Source organism: Gordonia sp. McavH-238-E, assembly GCF_022348225.1.
Taxonomy (GTDB): domain Bacteria; phylum Actinomycetota; class Actinomycetes; order Mycobacteriales; family Mycobacteriaceae; genus Gordonia; species Gordonia terrae.
Genome location: NZ_JAKRFE010000026.1, coordinates 15,709 through 37,752 on the forward strand (window position 1 = coordinate 15,709; position 22,044 = coordinate 37,752).

A 22,044-nucleotide genomic window follows, 5' to 3' on the forward strand; every position below is an offset into this window, starting at 1 on the left:
GCTCACACGCTGCAATGTAGCCCACCACGGCGCCCCACAACTCATCTGGCGGGACTCCCCTCGCGTCACGGGCCGGCTCATCGGGCGAGCTTGGCGGCGAGGGTCGCCTCGTCGGGCAGGTCGTCGGCCTCCAGCGTGTGCCCGTCGCGCACATAGTGGAAGGCGGCCCGGACCTTCGTCGCCTCCACCCCGGCCAGCTGCGCCCACGCCAGGCGGTACGCGGCGAGCTGGATGAACAACGATTCCCGGCGGGCGGGTTCGGGGATGACACCGGTCTTCCAGTCGACGACCGTCCACGAGCCGTCCTTCTCGGCGAAGACCGCATCGATCCGTCCACGCACCACGATCCCGCCGATGACGGTCTCGAAGGGCACCTCCACCTCGGTGGGACTGCGATTCGCCCAGGGCGAGGAGAGGAACGCCGCCCGCAGTTCCTCGAGATCGGCGTCCGGGCTCGCGGTCGCGTCTGCGGCACCGGGCAATTCGTCGATGTCGAGGAGTCTGGTCGCGCCGAACCACCGTTCCACCCACGCGTGGAACGCGGTGCCGCGCCGAGCCATCGGGTTGGGCCGGAACGGCGTCGGGCGGCGCAACCGACGGGCGAACTCGGCTTCGTCGGCGTCGAGTTCGACCAGCTGGCTGACGGACAGGTGGGTCGGCAGCGATACCTCGACGAGCGCCTGATTCGCCTGGTGATGCTCGGCGAGCAGGGCCGACACCTCGGCCTCCCAGGCGCCGATCTCGTCCGCCGGATCGGCCGGAGGCGTGGTCGCGGTCTCCGAGTTGACGGCCGGTGCATCGAACAGCGCGGGTGCTGCGCGGGTGGCGATGGCGTCGGTGACCAGGTCGGCCGCTCGCTGGACCGAGTCGCGGCGGCCGCCGAGCGGATCGCGCGGCCACGGTGCTGCGATCGCACGCTCGGCCAACGGATTCGGGCTGTCCGGCTCCGGCGGCGGCGTGCGCACCGCGATCGACAGCCCGGTCGAGTCGACGCTCGGATCGGTGATCGCCTCGTCGATGCCGACCATCAGCTCGTCGAAGAAATCCGAGCCGCCGCGCGGTTTGTCGCCGGTCTCCGACCAGTGGTGCGCCGAGATGAGCAGATCGTGCCGAGCGCGGGTGAGCGCCACGTACAGCAGCCGCCGATCCTCTTCGAGGCGACGCTCGCCGATCGCGGCCTTGTGGTCGGTCAGGGCGTCCTCGAGTTGTTTGCGGTCGGCGACCGTGTCGATCGTCAGGATCGGAAACCCTTCCGGCGCACCGTCGGCCGCCTCGGCCGGGATGGCCAGATCACCGCGCAGGTCGGCCGGGAGCTCGCGTGCACTGCCCAGCCACGTGGTGTCGGCCTTGGCGCTGGGGAAGATCCCCTTCGCCAGGTGCGGTATCGCGACGACGTCCCATTCGAGTCCTTTGGCCGCATGCACGGTGAGGATCTGTACGCGCTGTTCGGCCACCTCGATGCGCCCCGGCTCCAGACCCTTCTCGATCGTCTCGGCGGCGTCGAGGAACGCCAACAGGCCGGGCAGGTTCGCGCCCGGGCGATCGGCGTAGTGGCTGACGTAGTCGGCGAAGGCGTCGAGATGCTCCCGGCCGGTGATCGCGCCCCGCATGCGGCGCGCCCGGATCTGGGCCTCGACGCCGACCCCGATCGTGTTCTCCACGTCGGCGACGAGTTCGGGGAGCGGCTGTCCGATCCGACGCCGCAAGGACTCCAGCTGCGCACCGAACGCCCGGATGCGCGCGTACCCCTCGGGGCTGTAGTCGGTGGGTTCGCCCGGATCGACGACGGCGTCGGCGATTCCCGCCCGGTCCACGATCTCGGTGGGCAGCACGGCGTCGAGTGCCGCGTCGAGCGCCTCTCGGCTGGTGACGACGCCGCCCGCCTCGGCGAAACTCTCCGCCGCGAGAGTGGTGGCCCGGCGCCACAGCGCGGCGAGGTCCTTGGCGCCCAGCCGCCAGCGGGCCCCGGTGAGCAGACGCATCACCGCGGTCCCGGCCATCGGGTCGGCCATCACGCGCAGGGTCGCGACGATGTCCTCGATCTCCGGGACGTGCAGCAGACCGCCGATGCCCACCACCTCGGTGGGGATGCCCCGGCTCTCGAGTTCGGCGGCCAGCGGTGCCGAATCCTCGTTGCGGCGCACCAGGATCGCGGTGGTCGGCGGTGCCTCGTCCGCGGCCTGGGCCGCACGGTAGCGTTCCTCGATCGCATCGGCGATGACGTTCCGTTCGTCGACGACGGTCTCGGTCAGCGCGATCGTCGCCGTGCCGTGGGGGGCGTCGGGACGGGGCCGGAGCACGCTGACCGGGATGCCGCGGCGTCGGAGCTCCTCGGAGATCTGATTGGCCAGCCGCAACCCCTGGGCCGCGTTCCGCCAGCTGGTGAGGAGCTCCAGGCGACGGGCGGGAGTCCCGTCGGGACGCGGGAAGTCGCGGGCGAACCGCGGCAGATTGGCCGCCGAGGCACCCCGCCACCCGTAGATGGACTGGATCGGGTCGCCGACCGAGGTGACCGCGACCGGGGCGCGCCCGTGCCCGCCGAACAGCGTCGACAGCAGCACCCGTTGCGAGTGACCGGTGTCCTGGTACTCGTCGAGCAGGACCGCGCGAAACGCGGTGCGTTCGGCGGTGACGACCTCGGGGTTGGACACCACCAGCCGTGCCGCGAGTGACATCTGGCTGCCGAAGTCGAGCGCGGACTGCGCCCGCATCGTCTCGCCCAGCGCGATCACCATCGGGATCAGCTCACGCCGTTCGTCGATGACCTCCTGCACCTTCAGCAGCGCCTGCGTCGGCTTGTCGCGCTGTTTGGGACCCTTCGGAAGGGTGTCGACGAGGTCGTACAGCGTCGAACCCGCCTGCGCGAGGTCGGTGATGTCGACCAGGTGCTCCGACATCTCGCCGTACAGCTTGAGCACCGCCTCGGTGACACTCGCCGGCACCTTCTTGGTGTTCAGTTCGCCCGGCCATGCCGAGACGAGTGAGAACGCCAGCTGCCAGAGCTCGGTCTCGGTGAGCAGCGTCGACGACGGTTCGACCGGCAGGAGCAGCCCGTAGTCGGCGATCAGCCGCCCGGCATAGGCGTGGTAGGTGCTCACCTCCGGATCCGCACCGCGTAGCCGGGCGGCCAACGCGCCGTCGGGATCCCAGTTCCGCAGCGCCGACGACCCGGCGAGCATCGAGAGGCGCCGCCGGATGCGGGCGCCGAGTTCGCTCGCGGCCTTGCGCGTGAACGTGAGTCCGAGGATCTCGTCGGGGGCCACGAGCTGGTTGGCCACCAGCCACACCACGCGCGAGGCCATCGTCTCGGTCTTGCCCGCACCCGCGCCGGCGACGACGAGCATCGGTTCCATCGGCGCCTCGATCACCGCGACCTGCTCGGGCGTGGGGTCGGGCAGTCCCAGCGCGGCCGCCAGCGACTTCGCCCCGACGATCGGCCGGTCGATCCGGTCCTGCAGATCAGTCATCGGTCACCGCCTTCCCCGGGATCTGTGCGGGACAACTCGTGGTGAGAGTGCAGTGCACACAACCGGGATTGGGTGTCGCGCTGTACGTCGGTCCGACGCTGGCCCGGGCCGCGCGGCGCACCACCCCGATCCACTCGTCGAGCAACTCCGGTGTCAGCGGCGACTGGACGCGTTCGGCCGCACCGGAATTGCGGTTCGCGGTCGACACGTAGACCAGTCGCGCACCGCCGGGCGGGGTGTCGCCGAACTGCGGCACCCCGCCGTGCGCCAGCGCCACCTGATAGGCCGCCATCTGGGCGTGCTCGTCGGCGTCGGCCTTGGTGATCGGCGTCTTGGAGGTCTTGACGTCGACCACGACCGGCCTGCCCTCGGCATCGGTCTCGAGTCGGTCGACGCGTCCGCGGAGGCGGACCTCGAGCTCGTCGGGGCCCGCGGCGGGGTCGGCGGGAATGGTTGCGTCGACGGGCAACTCGACGCCCACCTCCTCGAGTTCGGAGCGCGAGATGCGCAGCCACTCCCGGAAGTGCCCGAGCATGCCCTCGGCGCGCTCGAGTTCGCGGGCCGAATACCAGCCGGCCCCGGTGTCGACACGTTCCCAGATGTCGCGGAGCGCCGCGGTCACCTCGGCCGGATCGAGTTGGCCGGCGACCGCCTGGACGAGCGTGTGCACGAGGCTGCCGGTCAGTGCCGGGGTGCCGTCGCCGTCGCGCCCGCCGTTGCGTTCGAGAACCCACCGCAACGAACAGCGGGTCAGCGCATCGACATTCGACGGCGAGAGGGTCAGCGGACCCGACTCCGGCGTCCACAACGGAGCGTCGGTGCTGGGTGCGGCGAGCCCGAACCAGTCGCGCGGATGCGCACCCGGGATGTCGGAGTCGGCGAGTTCGGCCAGCAGACGCGCCGCGGCCCTCGTCCGGGGCGCATCGGGTTCGTCGGCGCCGGCGATCACCGCCGATCGCAGCGTCGCGACCAGTGAGGGCAACGAGAGCACCCGGTCGACGCCGGGGTCGAGCCGGACCTCGGCGCGGGCCGACTCCGCCGGATCGTCGGGATCGTTGACCAGATCCGCGAGTTCGGTGATGAAGCGCGACGGTGACGCGTCCCCGCTGCCGTCCTCGACCGCGGTCACGAGCAACCGGCTACGGGCCCGCGTGCAGGCGACGAGGAACAGCCTGCGCTCGTCGGCCAGTGCGGTCGCCCCGCGGGCGACGGTGTCCACGGCGTCGGCGTCCATGCCGTCGAGGATGTCGACGAGTTGTCCGGTGGCCAGAACGCCTCCGCGACTTCGCAGCGACGGCCACAGCCCGTCCTGGACGCCCGCGACGGCGACGACCTCCCATTCGCGTCCCACCGCGGCGTGTGCGGAGAGCACCGTCACCGATTCGGTTGCCGCCGTGGCCGTCCGGCTGTCGCGCGGGATCTGCAGCTGGGACAGGTAGTGCACGAACCCGGCCGGCCCGGCCGCGGGCAGCGTGTCGGTGAAGTCCGCGGCGGACTCGAACATCGCCATGACCGCGTCGAGGTCGCGGTCGGCCTGCTCGCCCGCCGGGCCGCCGCGAACGGCCGACGCCGCCCACCGCCGCTCGAGCCCGGTGGCCTGCCACGCCGCCCACAGGGTCTCCTCGATCCCGCGCCGCGCGTCGTGCACCCGTTGGGCCGCGCCGACGACGTCGAGCACGCGCGCCAGCGGCATCGCCTCGGTCTCGGTGAGTCGGCGACGGTAGCGCGCGCCGACCTCGGGGTCGAGGATCGCGCGGGTCAGGGACGTGAGCGAATCCGGTTGTCCCGCCGGGTCGTCGGCGTCGTCGAGGCGGCGCACACCGCGTCGTAACCGGCGCATCGATCCCGGATCGGCCGCACCGATCGGACCGGACAGCAGCGTGAGCGTGTCCTCGGTGGTGAAGTGGTCGGGCGTGTCGGTGGAGTGCGCGTCCGGCGAAGCCGGGCCCGCCGCGCGCGCGGCGACCGCGCGCAGCACCAGCATCAAACCGATGACGGCACGTTGCCGATGCAGCGGCAGGTCACTGGCGGGCGTCGTCAGGGGTACGCCCGCGGACCGGAAGGCCCGTCGCAGCGGCGGCAGCGCCAGCGACACCGACCGGACGACGACCGCCATCTGCGACCACGGCACCTCGTCGAAGAGATGGGCACGCCGCAGCAGGTCGGCGATGGCGGTGGCCTCCTTGGCCGCGGACCCGTACACCCGCACGGCGGCCGCGCCGCCCCCGTTCGCGGGGCCCGGCCCCTCCGACTCCGGCTCGGCGGCATCCACATCGGTGACCGGCCGGGGATAGGGATGCGGGCGGGCGCCGGGCAACCGGGCGGCGATCGCGCGTCCGAGCCGGGACAGCTCGGGCCGGGACCGGAAGTCGTCCTCGAGGAGGATGTCGAGCGGGCTGCCCGGTTCGGCCAGCCCGTCGGCGAAGCGCGGACTCGCACCCCGGAACCCGAACACGGACTGGTCGGTGTCGGCCGCGATGATCGTCGAGAGGGTTCCGGTCCCGACCAGCGTGATGAGCTGCGCCGCTTGCGGATCGAGATGTTGCGCATCGTCGACCAGCAGGTGCCGGATGCGGCGGCGCTCGCCGCTCAGCAGGTCGGGATCGGTGGCGAACGCCGACAGCGCCGAACCGATCAGCTCGGCCGCGTCGACCGCGGGCGCCGAGGCACCCGGCGTCTCGAGGCCGACCGCCCCGCGCAGCAGCATGTTCTGCTCGTACTGGGCGTACGCGCGAGCGGCCGCGGCCCACTCCGGCCGTTTGTGTGTACGTCCCAGTGCGGCAAGCTCTTCGGGGCCCACGCCGCGTTCGGCGGCACGCATCATCAGGTCGCGCAACGCCTGGGCGAAACCGTCGGTGCCCAGCGCGGGCCGCAGGTGAGCCGGCCAGTAACCCGCGCCGTCCTCGATGTCGCCGGCGAGGAGCTCGCGCAGGACGACGTCCTGTTCGGAACCCGTGATGAGCCGCGGCGGCGGATTGTTGTGGGCCTGGGCCTGCAGGCGCAGGATCGCAAAGGCGTAGGAGTGCACGGTCCGCACGAGCGGCTCGCGCAGCGCACCGCCGAGGACCCGGCGGCCGCTCGATCCGGCGGACAGGACGCGCCGGGTGATCTCCTCGCGCAGGGCGACGGCCGCGCGCCGGCTGGACGCCAGGACGAGAACGGACTCCGGATCGGTGGCCGGGTCGAGCAGTCGGGCCACCGCGGCGTCGACGATCAGCGCAGTCTTCCCGCTCCCCGGACCGCCGTGCACCCGTACCGGGCGCCAGGCCTGTTCCTCGTCGGCCGGGCGGCTCGTGGGCGGCTCGATGACCTCGGCCACCGCAGGCGGCCAGTGCCGGGGACGATCCGTGGAGTCGGGGGCCGCGACAAGTCGCGCGCGCAGCGCGCTGCGCGGGGTCTGGGCACCCGGTCTCCGACTCATGCACCCATCGAATCACGGCCCACCGACGCTCTCGGCGGGGCGCCGCCACCTGCGTCGGTTCCCGTCCGCCACCTGCATCGGTTTCCGCCGGGGGCCGTACGGCAGGATGGACGGGTGGCAGCTCTCAACACCCATGTCTTCGGCAGCGGTCCTGCGGTTCTCGCGATCCACGGGCTCACCGGCCACGGCCGTCGCTGGGCAGCGCTGGCCGACCACCTCCCCGGTGTCCGGCTCGTCGCACCGGACCTGATCGGTCATGGCCGGTCACCGTGGCGCCCGCCGTGGAGCATCGAACACCAGGTGCGGGCGCTGTCGGCGGTGATCGACGACCACATCCCCGCCGACGAGCAGCCGGTCGTCGTCGTGGGGCACTCGTTCGGCGGCGCGCTGGCGCTGCACCTGGCCAACCGCCGCCCGGACGCGGTCAAGGGCCTGGTGCTGCTCGATCCCGCGCAGGGCCTCGACCCCGAGTTCGCGCTCGAGGTGGCCACCGACAGTCTCGACAACTGGGACTACGCCGACGCCGACGCCGCGCGCTCGGCGAAACGTGCCGAGGGCTGGGCGGCCGTTCCCGACGCGCTCATGGAGAGCGAGCTCGCCGAGCACCTCGTCCCCCGGCCGCGAGGGCGGGTCGGCTGGCGGGTCAGCGCCCCGGCCGCCGCGGCGTCGTGGAGCGAGATGGCAAGACCCGCAGTGCTTCCGCCACCCGGCACACCAACCCATGTGGTGGTCGCCGATCAGGTCCAGCCGCCGTTCGTGCGGCCGGCCTTCCTGGATGCCTGCGCAAGCGAACGCGGCACCGAGGTCACCGTCCACCACGCCGACTGCGGTCACATGGTGCCGTTCCTCGAACCCGGGCTCAGCGCCACCCTGATCCGATCGCTGCTGTAGCGCGGATCATCCACGCGGCTCGCCGAGTCGGGCCCGACGAGAACGACGGGAGGTCTGCGCCGATGGCGGCCATCACCGAAGAGCAGGTGGAACGGGTCCGCGCACTGGTGTCGGCGATCCCGGTGGGGCAGGTGAGCACCTACGGCGACCTGGCCGTGGCAGCCGGATTGTCCAGTCCCCGGATCGTGGGCTGGATCATGCGGACCGACACCGCCGACCTGCCCTGGCACCGCGTGGTACCCGCCGGCGGCCGGCCGGCGCCTCACCTCGCGACCCGGCAGCTGGAACGCCTACGGGCGGAGGGTGTTCCGATCACCGACGGGCGGATCCGACTGCGGGAGTGCCGCTGGGACCCCTCCGCCTGAGGGGTTGCCTACCTCAGACGCGCCGCGGCGGTCCGCCGATACGGACTGATCGCCGCGCGCATCCGCGTCACGATCAGGTCGACGATCCGCGGGTCCGGCCCCAGCGGTGCGGCCACCGCGTCCGCACCGTAGGTGTTCAGCCGCTGATGGAACAGGCCCGGTGCGAGGAGGTGGCTCGCGATCACGACCCGGCGACCCGTTCGCCGCGCTCGTTCGACGGCGTCGGGCACGCTGGGCGTCGCTGTCGTGATGAACCCGACCTCGACCCGCCCGCCGATGAGCGATTCCAGCTGCCGGGCCGCGAGATGCACCTGGCCACAGGCACTCTCGTCCGACGAACCGGCAGCGGCGAGCACGACCGCGTCGCCCGGTTCCCAGCCCGCTTCGGCCAGGCGGAGTCGCGCGACCGCGGCGATGGCCGGGTCGGGTCCGAGCGCCCGGGTGACCACGGTGTCCTCCCGGCCGGCGGCCGCGACGTGTTCGGGTAGGTCCTTGCGGACGTGGTAGCCCGAGGCGAGGAACGCCGGGACCAGGACGGCGGGGCGATCCAGGTCGGCGATGACCTCGCTCGGTGTGGGCCCGAGGACGTCGACGAACGCGGTACGGGTGAGACCGATCCGGTCGCTGACGGCCTCGGCGATCTGGGCGATGACCGAGACCCCGTGGGGATTGCGGGTCCCGTGCGCGACCAGGACCGGGCTGTACCCCTGTAGACGGTCGCCGTGCGGAAGCCGTACATGGTTGTCGTGCATGTGTTCTCGCTCCTTCCTCACTCGTCTTCGGCGTCGTACTCGAGGTCGACGGCGAGTCGGTACCCCCGTTTGACCACGGTCTGCACCATCTTCGAATCCCCCAGCGCGGCACGGAGTCGCGCGACGGCGACCTCGACCGCATGGGTGTCGGAGCTGTCCCCGGGCAACCCCGCGAGCAGCTCCTGGCGGGAGACCACGCGGCCGGGATTGCGGGCCAGCAGCTTGAGCAGGAGAAGACTCGTCGCCGACATCTCGCGGAGCTCGCCGTCGACCACCACGGCCTGTCCGCGGATGGCGGTGTCGTGACCGGCGACCCGCAGCAGATGGCTGCGGCGCGGCAGTTCGTCGGTGATCAGCCGCGCCAGCGCACCGAGCCGGAACCGGCGCGGGTAGATCGTGGGGATCTGCAGTGCCTCCAGCGGACTGGCGGTCACCGAGCCCACACACATGACCGGCACCGCGGTCCGCAACGCATGGACGAACTGCTGCAGCTTGCCCAGCTCCTTGGCGCGGGTCAGGATCGATGCCGCCGCCGGCGCACTCGTGAAGGTGATCGCATCGAGATCGCCGCGGAGCACCGCCGCGATCATCTTGTCGATGCGCGCCACGTCGGGATGCATGTTCCAGCGGTACACCGGGATGGGCACCACCTCCGCACCGGCGGCGCGCAGAACCGTGCAGAAGTCCGGCAGTGGCTCCCATTCGCTGGTGGCGCCGTGCAACTGCACGGCGATCCGCACGCCCTCGACGCCCTCCTCCAGCAACCGGTCGAGCACCTCCGAGGAGGACTCGCTCTCCGGCGACCACTCCTCGCGCAGACCCGCCGCCCGGATCGCACCCTTGGCCTTCGGACCGCGGGCGATCAGCCGGCTCGCGGACAGCGCCCGCAACACGGCTTCGGCGTTGCCCCAGCCGTCGGCGGCCTCGACCCATCCGCGGAACCCGATGCCGGTCGTCGCGACCATCACCTCCGGCGGGTTCCCGATCAGTTCCTCGGTCACCCGCTCGAGCTCGGTGTCGTCGACCAGCGGCAGGATGCGGATGGTCGGGGCGTGCATCACCTCGGCACCGCGTCGTTCCAGCAACACCGCGAACTCTTCGGCGCGCCGGGCTGCGGTGATGCCGATGGTGAATCCGGCGAGCGGCAGCGGATCCGCTCCCGGGGGGCCTGAGCCGGCGGGGTCTGCACCGGTGGGGGTCATGGTGTTCACGCCGGGAAGTACACCTCGACGATGCGGTTGATCACGCGTACTCCGTAGCTCGGGACCGACACCGTCTCGTCGTCCAGGCAGAGTCCGGTCCGGAGCGCGAAGACCTGCTTGCCCAGCGGCGAGGCGACGGTGGGTTCTCCCCCGCGATCGCCGGTGAGCCCCCGCGACAGAACCGCGGCACGGCCGAACGGATCGATGTTGCCGATGGCGTACAACCGGGAGCGGCCCGGTGCCGCCTCGCGGTCCGACTCGGCGGCGGGCAGCCGGAACAGGGCGGCCTGGACGCCGTCGGGACCGAGCACGGCGACCCCGCGTCCGACGATCAGATCGTCGATGGAACAGGCGCGCACCCAACTCCCCTCGCGCACCCCGACGGCGGTACCGGTGGGTGTGGTCTCTGACATGGTGTCGGCCTCCCCTGGCGCGATGGTCATGTGGGCACTCCTTCTCTCACCGGTGCGGTGTTCGACGCCTCCGGGCTCGACACGTCCGCTCCCGGGCGGACCGACGGCATGTCGAGCAACACCGGCGCCTTCCGTTCGTGGTCGGCGAACCGGATGGTCGGGTCGACGACATCCGGCGCGTTCACGAACGAGACGAACCGCTTGAGCTTGTCCTCGTCGGCGAGTACCGCCGCCCACTCGTCCTGATAGCCGCCGACGTGGCGGGCCATCGCGTCCTCGAGTTCGGCGGCGAGGCCGAGGCTGTCCTCGCAGACGACGTCCTTCAGATGGTCGAGGCCACCTTCGAGCGACTCCAGCCACGGCGCTGTGCGCTGCAGTCGATCGGCGGTTCGGATGTAGAACATGAGGTACCGATCAATGTAGGCGACGAGGGTCTCGTCATCCACTCCGCTCGCGAGCAGGACCGCATGCTTCGGGCTCTGGCCGCCGTTGCCGCCCACGTACAGGTTCCAGCCGTGCTCGGTGGCGATCACGCCGACGTCCTTGCCCCGGGCCTCGGCGCATTCACGGGCACACCCCGACACCCCGAACTTGATCTTGTGAGGCGAGCGCAGACCCCGATATCGCTTCTCCAGCAGCACCGCCATGCCGACCGAGTCCTGCACGCCGTACCGGCACCACGTCGAACCGACGCAGCTCTTCACCGTCCGCAGACTCTTGCCGTACGCCTGGCCCGATTCCATCCCGGCGTCGACGAGGCGCCGCCAGATCTCGGGCAGCTGGTCGACGCGCGCCCCGAACAGGTCGATGCGCTGGCCACCGGTGACCTTTGTGTACAGCCCGAAGTCGCGGGCGATCTCGCCGATGACGATCAGCTGTTCGGGGGTGACCTCGCCGCCGGGCATCCGCGGCACCACCGAGTACGACCCGTTCTTCTGCATGTTCGCCAGGAAGTGGTCGTTGGTGTCCTGCAGCGCGGCCTGCTCGCCGTCGAGGATGTGCTCGCTGGAGGTCGACGCCAGGATCGACGCGACCGTCGGCTTGCAGATCTCACATCCCAGGCCGGTGCCGTATCGCTCGATGAGCTCGGAGAACGTCCGGATGCCCGTGACCGCGACGATCTCGAACAGTTCGGCGCGCGACTGGGCGAAATGATCGCACAGCGACTTGCTCAGTTCGACCCCCGACGCGGCGAGCAGCTGCTTGATGCTGGGCAGGCAGCCGCCGCACGTGGTGCCGGCCGAGGTACAGCCTTTGACCGCGGCGATGTCGCACGCCCCGTCGGCGATCGCCGAGCAGATCGAACCCTTGGAAACCCCGTTGCACGAGCAGATCTCCGCGTCGTCGGGCAGTGCGTCCATACCGACCGCCGCACCGCCCTCGGGTGCGATGAGCGCCGCCGGGTCGCCCGGGATCTCCCGGCCGACCATCGGCTTGAGCATGGCGTAGGCCGATGCGTCGCCGACGAGGATGCCGCCGAGAAGCGTCTTCGCGTCGTCGCTCACGACGATCTTGGCGTACTTGCCGGCGACGGCGTCGTGATAGGTGATCTCGAGCGCGTTCGCGGTGGCGCCGAATGCGTCCCCGAAGCTGGCGACATCGACGCCGAGGAGCTTGAGCTTGGTGGACAGGTCGGCACCGGGGAACTCCGACGTGCCGCCGAGCAGACGGTCGGCGACCACCTCGGCGGTCGAGTACCCGGGGGCGACGAGGCCGTAGCAGCGGCCCTCCACTGCCGCGACCTCGCCGATGGCATAGATGTTCTCGTCATCGGTGACACAACCGGTGTCGACGAGCACGCCGCCCCGCTCACCCACCGCCAGTCCCGATTCCCGCGCCAGCTGATCGCGCGGCCGGACACCCGCCGAGAAGACGACCAGCGAGGCGTCGATCGTGGACTCGTCGGACAGCGTCACCCGCAGGCCACCGCCTTCGGCGTCGGCGATCTCCGATGTCCCGACCCCGGTGTGGACCTCGAGTCCGAGATCGGTCACCAGGTTCTTCAGGATCGCGCCACCGCCCTCGTCGACCTGCATCGGCATCAGGCGCGGGGCGAACTCCACCACGTGCGGGGTCATCCCCATGAGCTTGAGGGCGTTGGCCGCCTCGAGCCCGAGCAGTCCACCGCCGACGACGACGCCGGTCGCCCCGGGACCGGCCGCCTCGGCCGCGGCCCGGATGTCGTCGAGGTCGTCGAGGGTGCGGTAGACGAAGCACCGGTCGTTGTCGTGCCCGGGAACCGGCGGGACGAAGGCGTAGGAACCGGTCGCGAGAACCACGGCGTCGTAGTCGATCTCCCGGCCGCCCGAGGTGACGACCCGCCGCGCCTCGCGGTCGATGCCGGTGACGGTCTCCCCGAGATGCGTCACCACGTGGTCGTCGCCGGCGTACGTGTTGCCCTCGAGTGCGAGTGAATCTCTCAGCCAGGCACCGACATACGAGGACAACCCCACCCGGTCGTACGCCGGGTCGATCTCCTCGCTGACGATCTCGATCCGCCACCGGTCGGTCGCGTCACGCGCGCGGAGCGCCTGCACGAAGCGGTGACCGACCATGCCGTGGCCCACCACCACCACTGTCTTGGTTGTGCGCGTTGCGGTTTCGCTGTTCACTGCTTTTGACTCCCTTGCCTCGCCGGACCCGTGCGGATCAGGCCAGCGCTTCGTTGGTTGCCTGCTTGTCGGTGCCCTCGGACGCGACACCGGTCGGTGCGCCCTCGTCGCCGGTGGAAGCCCCACCCTCCGGGGTGCCGGCCACCGACAGATCGGTGGTCTCCGCGAGGACGATCGGGCGTCGGGCGTAGAACCACCAGGTCACGACCGCCGCCAGGACGTAGAAGAGCATGAACACCCAGAAGGCCATCGTCGCCGACTTGTTGGTCTGGTAGCTGGCCCGCAGCACCAGGTTGATACCCACGCCGCCGAGACCTCCTGCTGCACCGGCGATCCCGATGAGAGCGCCGGACATGCTCCGCGACCACTTCGTCTTGCCGAGTGAGTTCAGTCCACTCTGCGTCCGCGCCTTGTGCTCCCAGATGGTCGGGATGATCTTGTACACCGACCCATTGGCCAGGCCCGACAGCAGGAACAGCAGGATGAAGCCGATGATGAAGGCCGTCAACGTGGCGCCGGTGATCGTCTTGCCGTTGTTGTCGGCGATCGTGCCGGCGACGACGAGGATCGCCGCGGAGAAGACCATCGCGATGAAGGTGTACAGCGTCACCTTGCCACCACCGACGCGATCGGCCAGCTTCCCGCCGTAGGGGCGGATGACCGACCCCAGCAGCGGGCCGATCCAGACGATCTGCGCTGCCGCCAGCGCCGGCTTCGCCACTCCGGCCTCGGTGAAACTGATGTTGAGGACCTGGCCGAAGGCGAACCCGAAGCCGATGAAGGAACCGAACGTGCCGATGTAGAGCAGGCAGATGAGCCACGTGTCGCGGTACTTGAGGCAGTCGATCATCGCCCGACCGCTGGCCGTCTGGTGGTCCAGGTTGTCCATGTAGATGGCGGCACCGATGCCGGCGACAGCCAGGGCGACGAGGTAGATGGCGCACACGATCTCCGGCTGGTCGGCGAAGAGCCAGATGACCAGCAGACCGATGACCTGGACGACCGGCACGCCGATGTTGCCGCCGCCCGCATTGAGGCCCAGGGCCCAACCCTTGAGCCGCTGCGGGTAGAAGGCGTTGATGTTGGTCATCGACGACGCGAAGTTGCCGCCACCGAAACCGGTGATGGCCGCGACGGCGAGGAACCAGCCGAACCCGAACTCGCCCGGGTTCATCATCAGCATCATCGTCAGCCCGGTGGGGATGAGCAGCACGACGGCGGAGAAGATCGCCCAGTTGCGCCCGCCGAACCGGGCGGTGGCCTGGGTGTAGGGGATCCGCAGGCAGGAACCGACCAGGGTCGCGGTGGCGGCGATGACGAACTTCTGGTCCATGCTGATGCCGTACTCGGGGCCCATGAACAGGGCCATCACCGAGAAGAGCGACCAGATCGAGAAGCCGACGTGCTCGCAGATCACCGACCAGATCAGATTGCGTTTGGCGATCGCGGCGTTGCCGTTGTCCCAGGCGACCCGATCCTCGGGATCCCAGTCGGTGATGGTGTGGTCGCGTTTCAGGTTGGCTGTGAGGTCTGCGAATGCCAAGGCTCCGCCTCCGATGGTTGCTGGTCTACGTGGTGTCACTGCCGTGCACGGGGCCGGACGCGCAGTGGTGGCTGTCGTGGAAGACGCCGACACCGATGTCGTGCGACTCGAGACCAAGTGTGGAGGGGGTGTGTTGCGCGGATTTTCCGCGAGGTGACCGCATGGTCACGTTGTCCTCACTCCGTCACAACGACGGTGTGAGAACCCTGTCAGCTCTCGATCAGGGCTGTGAACTGCGGTTATACGAGCAAACGTACATGTTCGACGACTCGCTGCAACCCGGGCAGTGCGCCCGAGGTCGACCGCGGGTGCAGGGCGTGGACGGCCAGCCGGAACATCGTCGCCCGCAGCATCATCTGCGGCCACTCGGGCTGATCGGACCAGCGCTGGATGAGCTCGGTGTCGGCACCGCCCCAGGCGAGGGCGTCGACCACCGCGACCGCCGCAGCCCACGGCGCGGGCCGCCAATACGGGACGATGTCGGTGATGCCGGGGGCCGCGGCCCCCGCGAACAGAACCGTGCCGAAGAGGTCACCGTGCACGACCTGAGACGGCAGATCCACCGGTTTGCGAAGCTTTGCAAGGGTTTTCAGCATGTCGACGCTCTGCACGCCGTCCGGCGCGGTCGGTTCGGCCATCCCCGCGGCACGGGCCGATCGCAGCGGCACCTCTTCCCACGCGGCGCGGTCGGCGGCGGTGAAGACATCGACATCGGTGTGCGGCGGGGCCGGCGGCTGGAGCAGGAACCGGGGCCGTTCGAGCGAGGCGGTCGCCTCGTGCAGGCGGTCGGCGACCAGCACGACCTCGTCGTGCCTGGGTTCGGGGGTCCCCGCGATGTAGGTGTCCGCCCGCCACCCGGACACCACGTACCGCCCGTCGGTGGCGCGGAAGGGACGCGCGATGCGCATGCCCTCGACGAACAGGGACTCCCGCACCGACGCCGACCACGCCGCACGCGCGTGGTCGGGAACCAGGGACAGCACGACTTCGCCGACACGCCACCCGCCGACCCACGATTCCCCCATCGCGATGGGCGGGTGGGCGGTGAGCCCGAACGTGTTCAACACATGTTCGGGCGGCTCGACGGTGTTCACGTTGGCCAGATTACCGAGCGCGGTTGCCCGGTCACGGAAGGCACGCGGCAGCCATCACGCGCAGACGGCCGAGATCAGTAGACCGGAAGCGTCTTGTCGACCTGGTTGGCCCATGCGGTCACGCCGCCCTGCAGGTGTGTCGCGTCGGCGAATCCGGCTCGCTTGAGCGCGGCCAGTGCCTCCGCGGAACGGATACCGGTCTTGCAGTACAGGACCGTGGGGCGGTCGTGGGGTACCTGCGCGAGCCCCTCACCGGAGAGGATGTCGCCCTTGGGCACGAGTGTGGCGCCGTCGATGCGGACGATGTCCCATTCGACGGGCTCCCGGACGTCGATGATCGCCAGCTTCTCTCCGGCGTCGATCTTCGACTTGAGTTCGACGGCGGTCAGCGTCGACCCCGCTGCGGCATCGGACGCCTCGGAGGAGACGACGCCGCAGAAGTCGTCGTAGTCGATGAGGCCGGCGATGCGTTCGTCTTCCGGGTCCTTGCGGATCTTGATGGTCCGGTAGGTCATGTCCAGCGCGTCGTACACCATGAGACGGCCGAGGAGGGGTTCGCCGATCCCGCAGATCAGCTTGATCGCCTCGGTGCCCATGATCGAGCCGATCGAGGCGCACAGGATGCCGAGGACGCCGCCCTCGGCGCACGACGGCACCATCCCGGGCGGCGGCGCCTGCGGGTAGAGATCGCGGTAGTTGAGCCCGCGACCGTCGGGGGCGTCCTCCCAGAAGACCGACGCCTGACCCTCGAATCGGTAGATCGACCCCCACACGTAGGGCTTGTGCGCGAGGACCGCGGCGTCGTTCACCAGGTACCGGGTCGCGAAGTTGTCGGTGCCGTCGAGGATGAGGTCGTACTGCGAGAACAGTTCGATCGCACCCTCGGGCTCGAGGCGCTGGTCATGCAGGTTGACGGTGACGAACGGATTGATCTCCAGGATGGAGTCCCGCGCGCTCTCGGCCTTGGGCCGCCCGATGTCGGACTGGCCGTGGATGACCTGGCGCTGCAGGTTCGATTCGTCGACGATGTCGAACTCGACGATGCCGATCGTGCCGACCCCGGCCGCGGCGAGATACAGCAGTGTCGGCGAGCCCAGTCCGCCGGCGCCGATCACCAGCACCTTGGCGTTCTTCAGACGCTTCTGACCGTCCATGCCCACGTCGGGGATGATCAGGTGACGGCTGTAGCGGGCCACCTCTTCGTTGCTCAGTTCCGCGGCCGGTTCCACCAGCGGCGGCAGCGACCCAGTGGGCGACCCTTGCGACGACACGAACGCCTCCATTGTTCAGGCTGACTACGGACTCCTGACACAACGGCAGAGCTCGCGGCCGCATTCCCTCAGCGGGTGGGGAACGGCCACGGGTTGGGGCGGCACACGAAGGTGCGGTTGGCCTTCATCTGCGGGTCGAGGGCCATGATCTCGGCGTTCGCGACGCCGAAGGACTGCTGCATCATGATCGGCGCGAGCGCGCCGTCCTCGCGGCACGCCTCATGGGATTCATAGCCGATGCCGTGCCCGACCTCGTGATTGATGAGGTACTGCCGGTAGGCGACGTCGTCGCCCTGATACGACAGGGCCCCGCGCACCCAGCGCGCCTCGTTGAGCGTGACCCGGGCCTGCGGCGGGTAGTAGCACGACGTCTCCAGCCGGATCTGGTAGCCGCAGAGCTCACGGGTGGTGCCGGTGGAGGTGAGGGTGATGCGCAGGTCGGGCTCGCCACGGTCGACCCTGCGGAAGGACACCCGTCCGTCGCCGATCCAGCTGCGCGGGTTGGCCAGCGTGGTGTCGACCATCTTCGCGAAGGTCGGGTCACCGCCGTAGTCCTGCGGGTCGAGACCGTTCTCGACCTCGACCGTGTAGGTGTAGACCTGACCGCCGGTACCGACGGGCGGACCGCCACCGCGCAGCACCCGGAAGGTCTTGCGGGCCCGCTCGGTGAACGGGCCACCCTGCGGCAGCGTGCCGGCCGGCAGCGCGGCCGCCTGGATGTCGCCGGTCGGCGCTCCGATCGGGCGGGTCTCCTTGCTGATGTCGGTGTTGCGCGCCGCGGAGTCGGGGCTGGCGGCAGCAGCCGGTTCGAGCGCATCGGTGCGGCCGTCCCGGACGGTGACGACGATGAGCGCGATCGTCAGGATCGAGAGCACCGGGATGGCGTACGCGCGCCAGCCGTAGGTCGAGACGAACCGCCCGAGAGCGGACTGCTTCTTGTATTCCGGCTGTGCATCGCGGTCGACGCGGGGACGTCCGCTGTCGTCGGTCGGATCCCAGCGCGCTCGAAGCGGCTGGTCCGGTCTGGGGCGTCCCGACGATCTCGGGCCGACGTCCTTGGCACGCACCCGGCCGCGTTCGGGCTCGGGGCCACCGTCCTCAGTGCGGCTCACCGGTCAACTTTCTCACAGCAGACCACCGATACTGCGCAGGAAGCTCCCCCGAGTACTCTCTTGGGCATGTCGACCGCAACCAATGCATCCGCCGTGCCTGGACGCAGCACCCGCCTGCCGCGCAGCGCACGACGTATGCAGTTGCTCGACGCGGCCAGTGAGATCTTCGTCGAACGCGGCTACCACGCCGCCGGCATGGATGAGATCGCAGTGCACGCGGGCGTGAGCAAACCCGTTCTGTATCAACACTTCCCATCCAAACTCGACCTGTACATCGCGGTCGTCGATTCGCACGCCGAGAAGCTGGTCAGCGACGTCAACACCGCTCTGCGGACGACGACGGACAACCGCCGGCGCGTGCGCGCAGCGGTCCAGGCGTTCTTCGATTTCATCGACCAGGACAACTCGGGTTACCGGCTGATCTTCTCCTCCGACGCCTCCGACCCCGCGGTCATCCGGCGGGTGGAGGGTGCCACCGAGGCGTGTGTCGACGCGGTCTACGGACTGGTCATGCACGACTCCGGTCTCGATCCCTATCGCTCACGCATGCTGGCGTCGGGACTCGTCGGCGCCAGTCAGGTCAACGCGCGCTACTGGCTCGAGGCCAAGCGGCCCGTCGACAAGCAGACCGCCGTCGACACCACGGTCGCGCTGCTGTGGGGCGGGTTGTCCCACTTCCCGCGTCAGACGGCTGCGGCCGAGGCGCAGCCTGCGGGCGCCGAGTCCGAGGGTGTGACCGGCGCCGGGAGCGAAGCGAGCGGGCCGACCATGACCGGCGCCGGGAGCGAAGCGAGCGGGCCGTCCATGACCGGCACTGCCTGAATCCACTCGAGCACAAGAGAAGGGGCCTGCACGCCATCGGCGTACAGGCCCCTTTCTCGTCGATCTACGCGCTCGGGTGTCTCGTCAGGAACCGAACCCGACGCGCCGGTTCTCCGATGCCCCCACCTCGACATAGGCGATCTTGGTGACGGGGATGAGGTAGCGCGCGCCCTTGTCGTCCACGAGGGACAGCAGTTGCTGCTTTCCACCCAATGCCGCCTCGACCTCGGCGAAGGCCTTGTCGCTGGTCAGGGTCGACGCGATGGTCAGCTCCCGCGGGCTGTCGGTGATGCCGATCTTCACTTCCACGGCCATGTGCCGCCCTCCTCGGTGTCTAACAACGCTTGCCGCACAAGGCTAGTGCAGCAGCTGCACGGCGGGACAGGCACTCCGCTGAGAGCGAAACGCGCCGGCGGCAATCGCGGAGGTCAGGTGCGACTCAAGCGAGTCCGAGGTCGGCCATCCGATCGGCGTGTTTGCCGGCGACGACGTCGAAGAATCCCGCGACACCGGTGAGCGAACTCGCGCCGGCGAAGAGCAGATCGGTGACCTCTTCCTCGGCGGCGAGGACCCACTGTGCATGTGTGATGGCCTCGCCGAGCAGCCGGCGGCCCCACAGCACGAGTGCCGACTTGATGGACGGATCGGCCTCGACCGCAGCCCGTACCTGGTCCCGGGCGAACTCCGAGTTGGCGGTTTCCGACATCACCTCGGCCATCACCGCTTGCGAGTCCGGGGGCAGCATGTCGGAGAGTTCCGCGTAGAAGTCGGCCGCCAGTCCGTCGCCGACGTACGCCTTGACGAGCGCTTCGTACCAGGTCTTCGGCGTGGTCGCGCGGTGGTACTGGTCGAACACCGAACGGTAGCGCTCGACGGCCTCTGCCGCCCCGAGGCCGGTCATCGCCTCCACGCGCTCGGCGAGGCGGTCGAAGTGGCCGACCTCCGAGGCGGCCATGCGGGCGATCGCGATCCGACTGGGCACGTCCGGCGCCATGGCCGACTCCTCGATGAGCCGGTGGAAGGCGGCGAACTCGCCGGCAAGCAGCACGGCGAACAGCTTCCCGATGGCCGAATCCTGCATCTCGGCCGACACCACCGTGGTGGACGTCGCAGCTGACGGGATCGACTCGGACGGGTCGGGTGCAGGCGCCATGAGGTGATGGTAGCGGGCCGCCGCCGGGCACCAAGTACACTCGACGGCGGTGCACTCCGACGGGACCCCCCGTCGCTTGCCCGCTGAGCTGCGCGGCCGCGCGTGCTCGCCGGCGCGAGCGTGTGGATGTGACGACGGCGGTGCTCGCGAGTGATCTCGCGGGACCTGCGAGTTCTTCGCGATACCCGGTCACATCCCCGGTGCCACTACGACATATGCGCGTGCACTTTCGAGCCTTCCTCGTGCGCGCACCGAAACACATCGCGCGCAGACCGGCCCAGAAAGGCATACAACCGCACATGAGCGATTCCGCCGTGCAGACGACCATCGTCGACGACACCCACACCGCGCCCACCTTCGCCGAACTCGGCGTCGACGAGCGTATCGTCTCGGCCCTCGCCGCAGACGGCAAGACCCACACCTTCGCGATCCAGGAACTGACCCTGCCGCTCGCGCTCGAAGGCCACGATCTCATCGGTCAGGCCCGCACCGGCATGGGCAAGACCTTCGGCTTCGGCATCCCGCTGCTGCATCGCCTCGCAAGTGCCGAGGAGACCGGGGTCCGTCCGCTGGACAACACCCCCCGCGCGCTGGTCATCGTGCCCACGCGTGAGCTGTGCGTGCAGGTGACCGGCGACCTCCAGGTGGCGGCGCCGTCGCTCGAGGTGACCTTGGCCGACGGGCGCAAGCGCCCGTTGAAGGTCACCTCGATCTATGGTGGCCGCCCCTACGAGTCCCAGATCGCCGAGCTGCAGTCCGGCGTCGACGTCGTGGTCGGCACCCCGGGTCGTCTCCTCGACCTCGCCCAGCAGGGCCATCTCGTCCTCGGCAAGGTGTCGATACTGGTCCTCGACGAGGCCGACGAGATGCTCGATCTCGGCTTCCTGCCCGACATCGAACGCATCATGTCCGCGCTGCCGACGCCTCGTCAGACGATGCTGTTCTCGGCGACCATGCCCGGCCCCATCGTCACCCTGGCCCGCACCTTTCTGAACCGGCCGACCCACATCCGGGCCGAGAACGCCAACGATTCAGCAGTCCACGATCGCACCAAGCAGTACGCCTACCGCGCACACGCGCTGGACAAGGCCGAACTCGTCGCCCGCATCCTCCAGGCCGACGGCCGCGGCGCGACGATGATCTTCACCCGCACCAAGCGCACCGCGCAGAAGGTCGCCGACGACCTCGCCGAGCGCGGCTTCAAGGTCGGCGCCGTCCACGGCGACCTCGGCCAGGTCGCCCGCGAGAAGGCACTCAAGCGGTTCCGCGACGGCACCATCGACGTGCTGGTCGCGACCGACGTGGCCGCCCGCGGCATCGACATCGACGACGTCACGCACGTCATCAACTACCAGTGCCCCGAGGACGACAAGACCTACGTGCACCGCATCGGTCGTACCGGTCGCGCGGGCCGCACGGGTATCGCGGTGACCCTCGTCGACTGGGACGAGCTGCACCGTTGGGAACTCATCGACAAGGCGCTGAACCTCGGCATCCCCGACCCGCCGGAGACCTACTCGACGTCGGAGCACCTCCGCTCGGATCTGTCGATCCCCGAGTCGAAGACCGGTCGTGTCGCCGCGCCCAAGCCGCCGCGTGATCCCGACGAGACCAGGGAGACGCGCGCGGACCGCGAGCCCCGCAAGCGCTCGACCCGCACCCGCCGGCGCACCCGAGGTGGGCAGACGGACGGCGACACGGCATCGGTGGCATCCGGTACCGAGTCCACCTCGACCGAGTCCGCCGACTCGGCCGACGCGGCACCCGCCGACGCCGGCAGCCCGGCCGGTGACGGCACCTCGAAGCCGCGCCGCCGCCGTCGTCGCCGCGGGGGCGCCAACCGCACGCCCGCCGGCGACCAGACCGCGTCGTCCGGCAGCGAGGCGAGCGCCGAGTCGTCAGCGGCCGTCGCCGACTGACCTGACC

Annotated in this window: 16 protein-coding genes; 4 read left to right on the forward strand and 12 right to left on the reverse strand. The window is 70.1% G+C overall.

Annotation, left to right across the window (positions count from 1 at the left end):
* Positions 1-77: 77 nt before the first annotated feature.
* Entirely contained in the window at positions 78-3,467 is a 3,390-nt protein-coding gene (locus MHN80_RS24585) for an ATP-dependent helicase (RefSeq protein WP_239404021.1), read from the reverse strand.
* On the reverse strand, positions 3,460-6,888 hold the full coding sequence (locus MHN80_RS24590) for an ATP-dependent DNA helicase (protein ID WP_239404022.1): 3,429 nt from the start codon (positions 6,886-6,888) through the stop codon (positions 3,460-3,462). The genes MHN80_RS24585 and MHN80_RS24590 overlap by 8 nt, the downstream gene beginning before the upstream one ends.
* A gap of 114 nt (positions 6,889-7,002) precedes the next feature.
* Between MHN80_RS24590 and MHN80_RS24595 the strand changes: the two genes are divergently transcribed.
* Together MHN80_RS24595 and MHN80_RS24600 are read left to right on the forward strand one after the other, a co-directional pair.
* The gene (locus MHN80_RS24595; protein ID WP_033206056.1) at positions 7,003-7,779 is read left to right on the forward strand and encodes an alpha/beta fold hydrolase; all 777 of its coding nucleotides are present in this window, start codon (positions 7,003-7,005) and stop codon (positions 7,777-7,779) included.
* Between the two features lie 62 nt (positions 7,780-7,841).
* Positions 7,842-8,144: an MGMT family protein gene (locus tag MHN80_RS24600; protein WP_239404023.1), complete on the forward strand. Its 303-nt coding sequence runs from the start codon at positions 7,842-7,844 to the stop codon at positions 8,142-8,144.
* An 8-nt stretch (positions 8,145-8,152) separates the two neighbouring features.
* Here the strand turns inward: MHN80_RS24600 and MHN80_RS24605 are convergent, their stop codons facing one another.
* The 8 genes from MHN80_RS24605 to MHN80_RS24640 all read right to left on the reverse strand — a co-directional run bounded on the left by MHN80_RS24605 (position 8,153) and on the right by MHN80_RS24640 (position 18,143).
* Positions 8,153-8,896 carry a sirohydrochlorin chelatase gene (locus MHN80_RS24605; RefSeq protein WP_064570860.1) on the reverse strand — a complete coding sequence of 248 codons (744 nt, stop codon included), beginning with the start codon at positions 8,894-8,896 and terminating at the stop codon, positions 8,153-8,155.
* A 17-nt stretch (positions 8,897-8,913) separates the two neighbouring features.
* Complete coding sequence (locus MHN80_RS24610) at positions 8,914-10,098, reverse strand: uroporphyrinogen-III synthase (RefSeq protein ID WP_033206084.1); 1,185 nt, start codon at positions 10,096-10,098, stop codon at positions 8,914-8,916.
* A 5-nt stretch (positions 10,099-10,103) separates the two neighbouring features.
* The gene (nirD, locus tag MHN80_RS24615) at positions 10,104-10,541 is read right to left on the reverse strand and encodes a nitrite reductase small subunit NirD (protein WP_374206415.1); all 438 of its coding nucleotides are present in this window, start codon (positions 10,539-10,541) and stop codon (positions 10,104-10,106) included.
* Positions 10,538-13,123: a nitrite reductase large subunit NirB gene (gene nirB / locus MHN80_RS24620; protein WP_239404024.1), complete on the reverse strand. Its 2,586-nt coding sequence runs from the start codon at positions 13,121-13,123 to the stop codon at positions 10,538-10,540. The genes nirD and nirB overlap by 4 nt, the downstream gene beginning before the upstream one ends.
* Positions 13,124-13,160: 37 nt before the next feature.
* A complete protein-coding gene (locus MHN80_RS24625) occupies positions 13,161-14,666 on the reverse strand; it encodes a NarK/NasA family nitrate transporter (protein WP_004023437.1) in 1,506 nt (501 codons plus the stop codon).
* 239 nt (positions 14,667-14,905) lie between these two features.
* A complete protein-coding gene (locus tag MHN80_RS24630; RefSeq protein ID WP_004023438.1) occupies positions 14,906-15,760 on the reverse strand; it encodes a TIGR02569 family protein in 855 nt (284 codons plus the stop codon).
* 74 nt (positions 15,761-15,834) lie between these two features.
* The gene (gene moeZ, locus MHN80_RS24635) at positions 15,835-17,043 is read right to left on the reverse strand and encodes an adenylyltransferase/sulfurtransferase MoeZ (RefSeq protein ID WP_239404025.1); all 1,209 of its coding nucleotides are present in this window, start codon (positions 17,041-17,043) and stop codon (positions 15,835-15,837) included.
* Between the two features lie 56 nt (positions 17,044-17,099).
* Positions 17,100-18,143 (reverse strand): DUF3152 domain-containing protein, encoded by a 1,044-nt coding sequence (locus MHN80_RS24640; RefSeq protein WP_064570863.1) that lies wholly within the window; start codon positions 18,141-18,143, stop codon positions 17,100-17,102.
* A 66-nt stretch (positions 18,144-18,209) separates the two neighbouring features.
* Here MHN80_RS24640 and MHN80_RS24645 point away from each other — a divergent pair, with 66 nt between their 5' ends.
* Positions 18,210-18,965, forward strand: coding sequence for a TetR/AcrR family transcriptional regulator (locus MHN80_RS24645; RefSeq protein ID WP_239404026.1), 756 nt, complete (start codon positions 18,210-18,212; stop codon positions 18,963-18,965).
* 84 nt (positions 18,966-19,049) lie between these two features.
* On the opposite strand, the gene MHN80_RS24650 is transcribed toward MHN80_RS24645, so the two are convergent.
* Positions 19,050-19,280 (reverse strand): DUF3107 domain-containing protein, encoded by a 231-nt coding sequence (locus tag MHN80_RS24650; RefSeq protein ID WP_004023442.1) that lies wholly within the window; start codon positions 19,278-19,280, stop codon positions 19,050-19,052.
* A 124-nt stretch (positions 19,281-19,404) separates the two neighbouring features.
* The gene (locus tag MHN80_RS24655) at positions 19,405-20,118 is read right to left on the reverse strand and encodes a ferritin-like fold-containing protein (RefSeq protein WP_064570864.1); all 714 of its coding nucleotides are present in this window, start codon (positions 20,116-20,118) and stop codon (positions 19,405-19,407) included.
* Between the two features lie 299 nt (positions 20,119-20,417).
* Between MHN80_RS24655 and MHN80_RS24660 the strand changes: the two genes are divergently transcribed.
* Positions 20,418-22,037, forward strand: a complete 1,620-nt coding sequence (locus tag MHN80_RS24660) for a DEAD/DEAH box helicase (protein ID WP_239404027.1) — start codon at positions 20,418-20,420, stop codon at positions 22,035-22,037.
* The last annotated feature ends 7 nt before the right edge of the window (positions 22,038-22,044 follow it).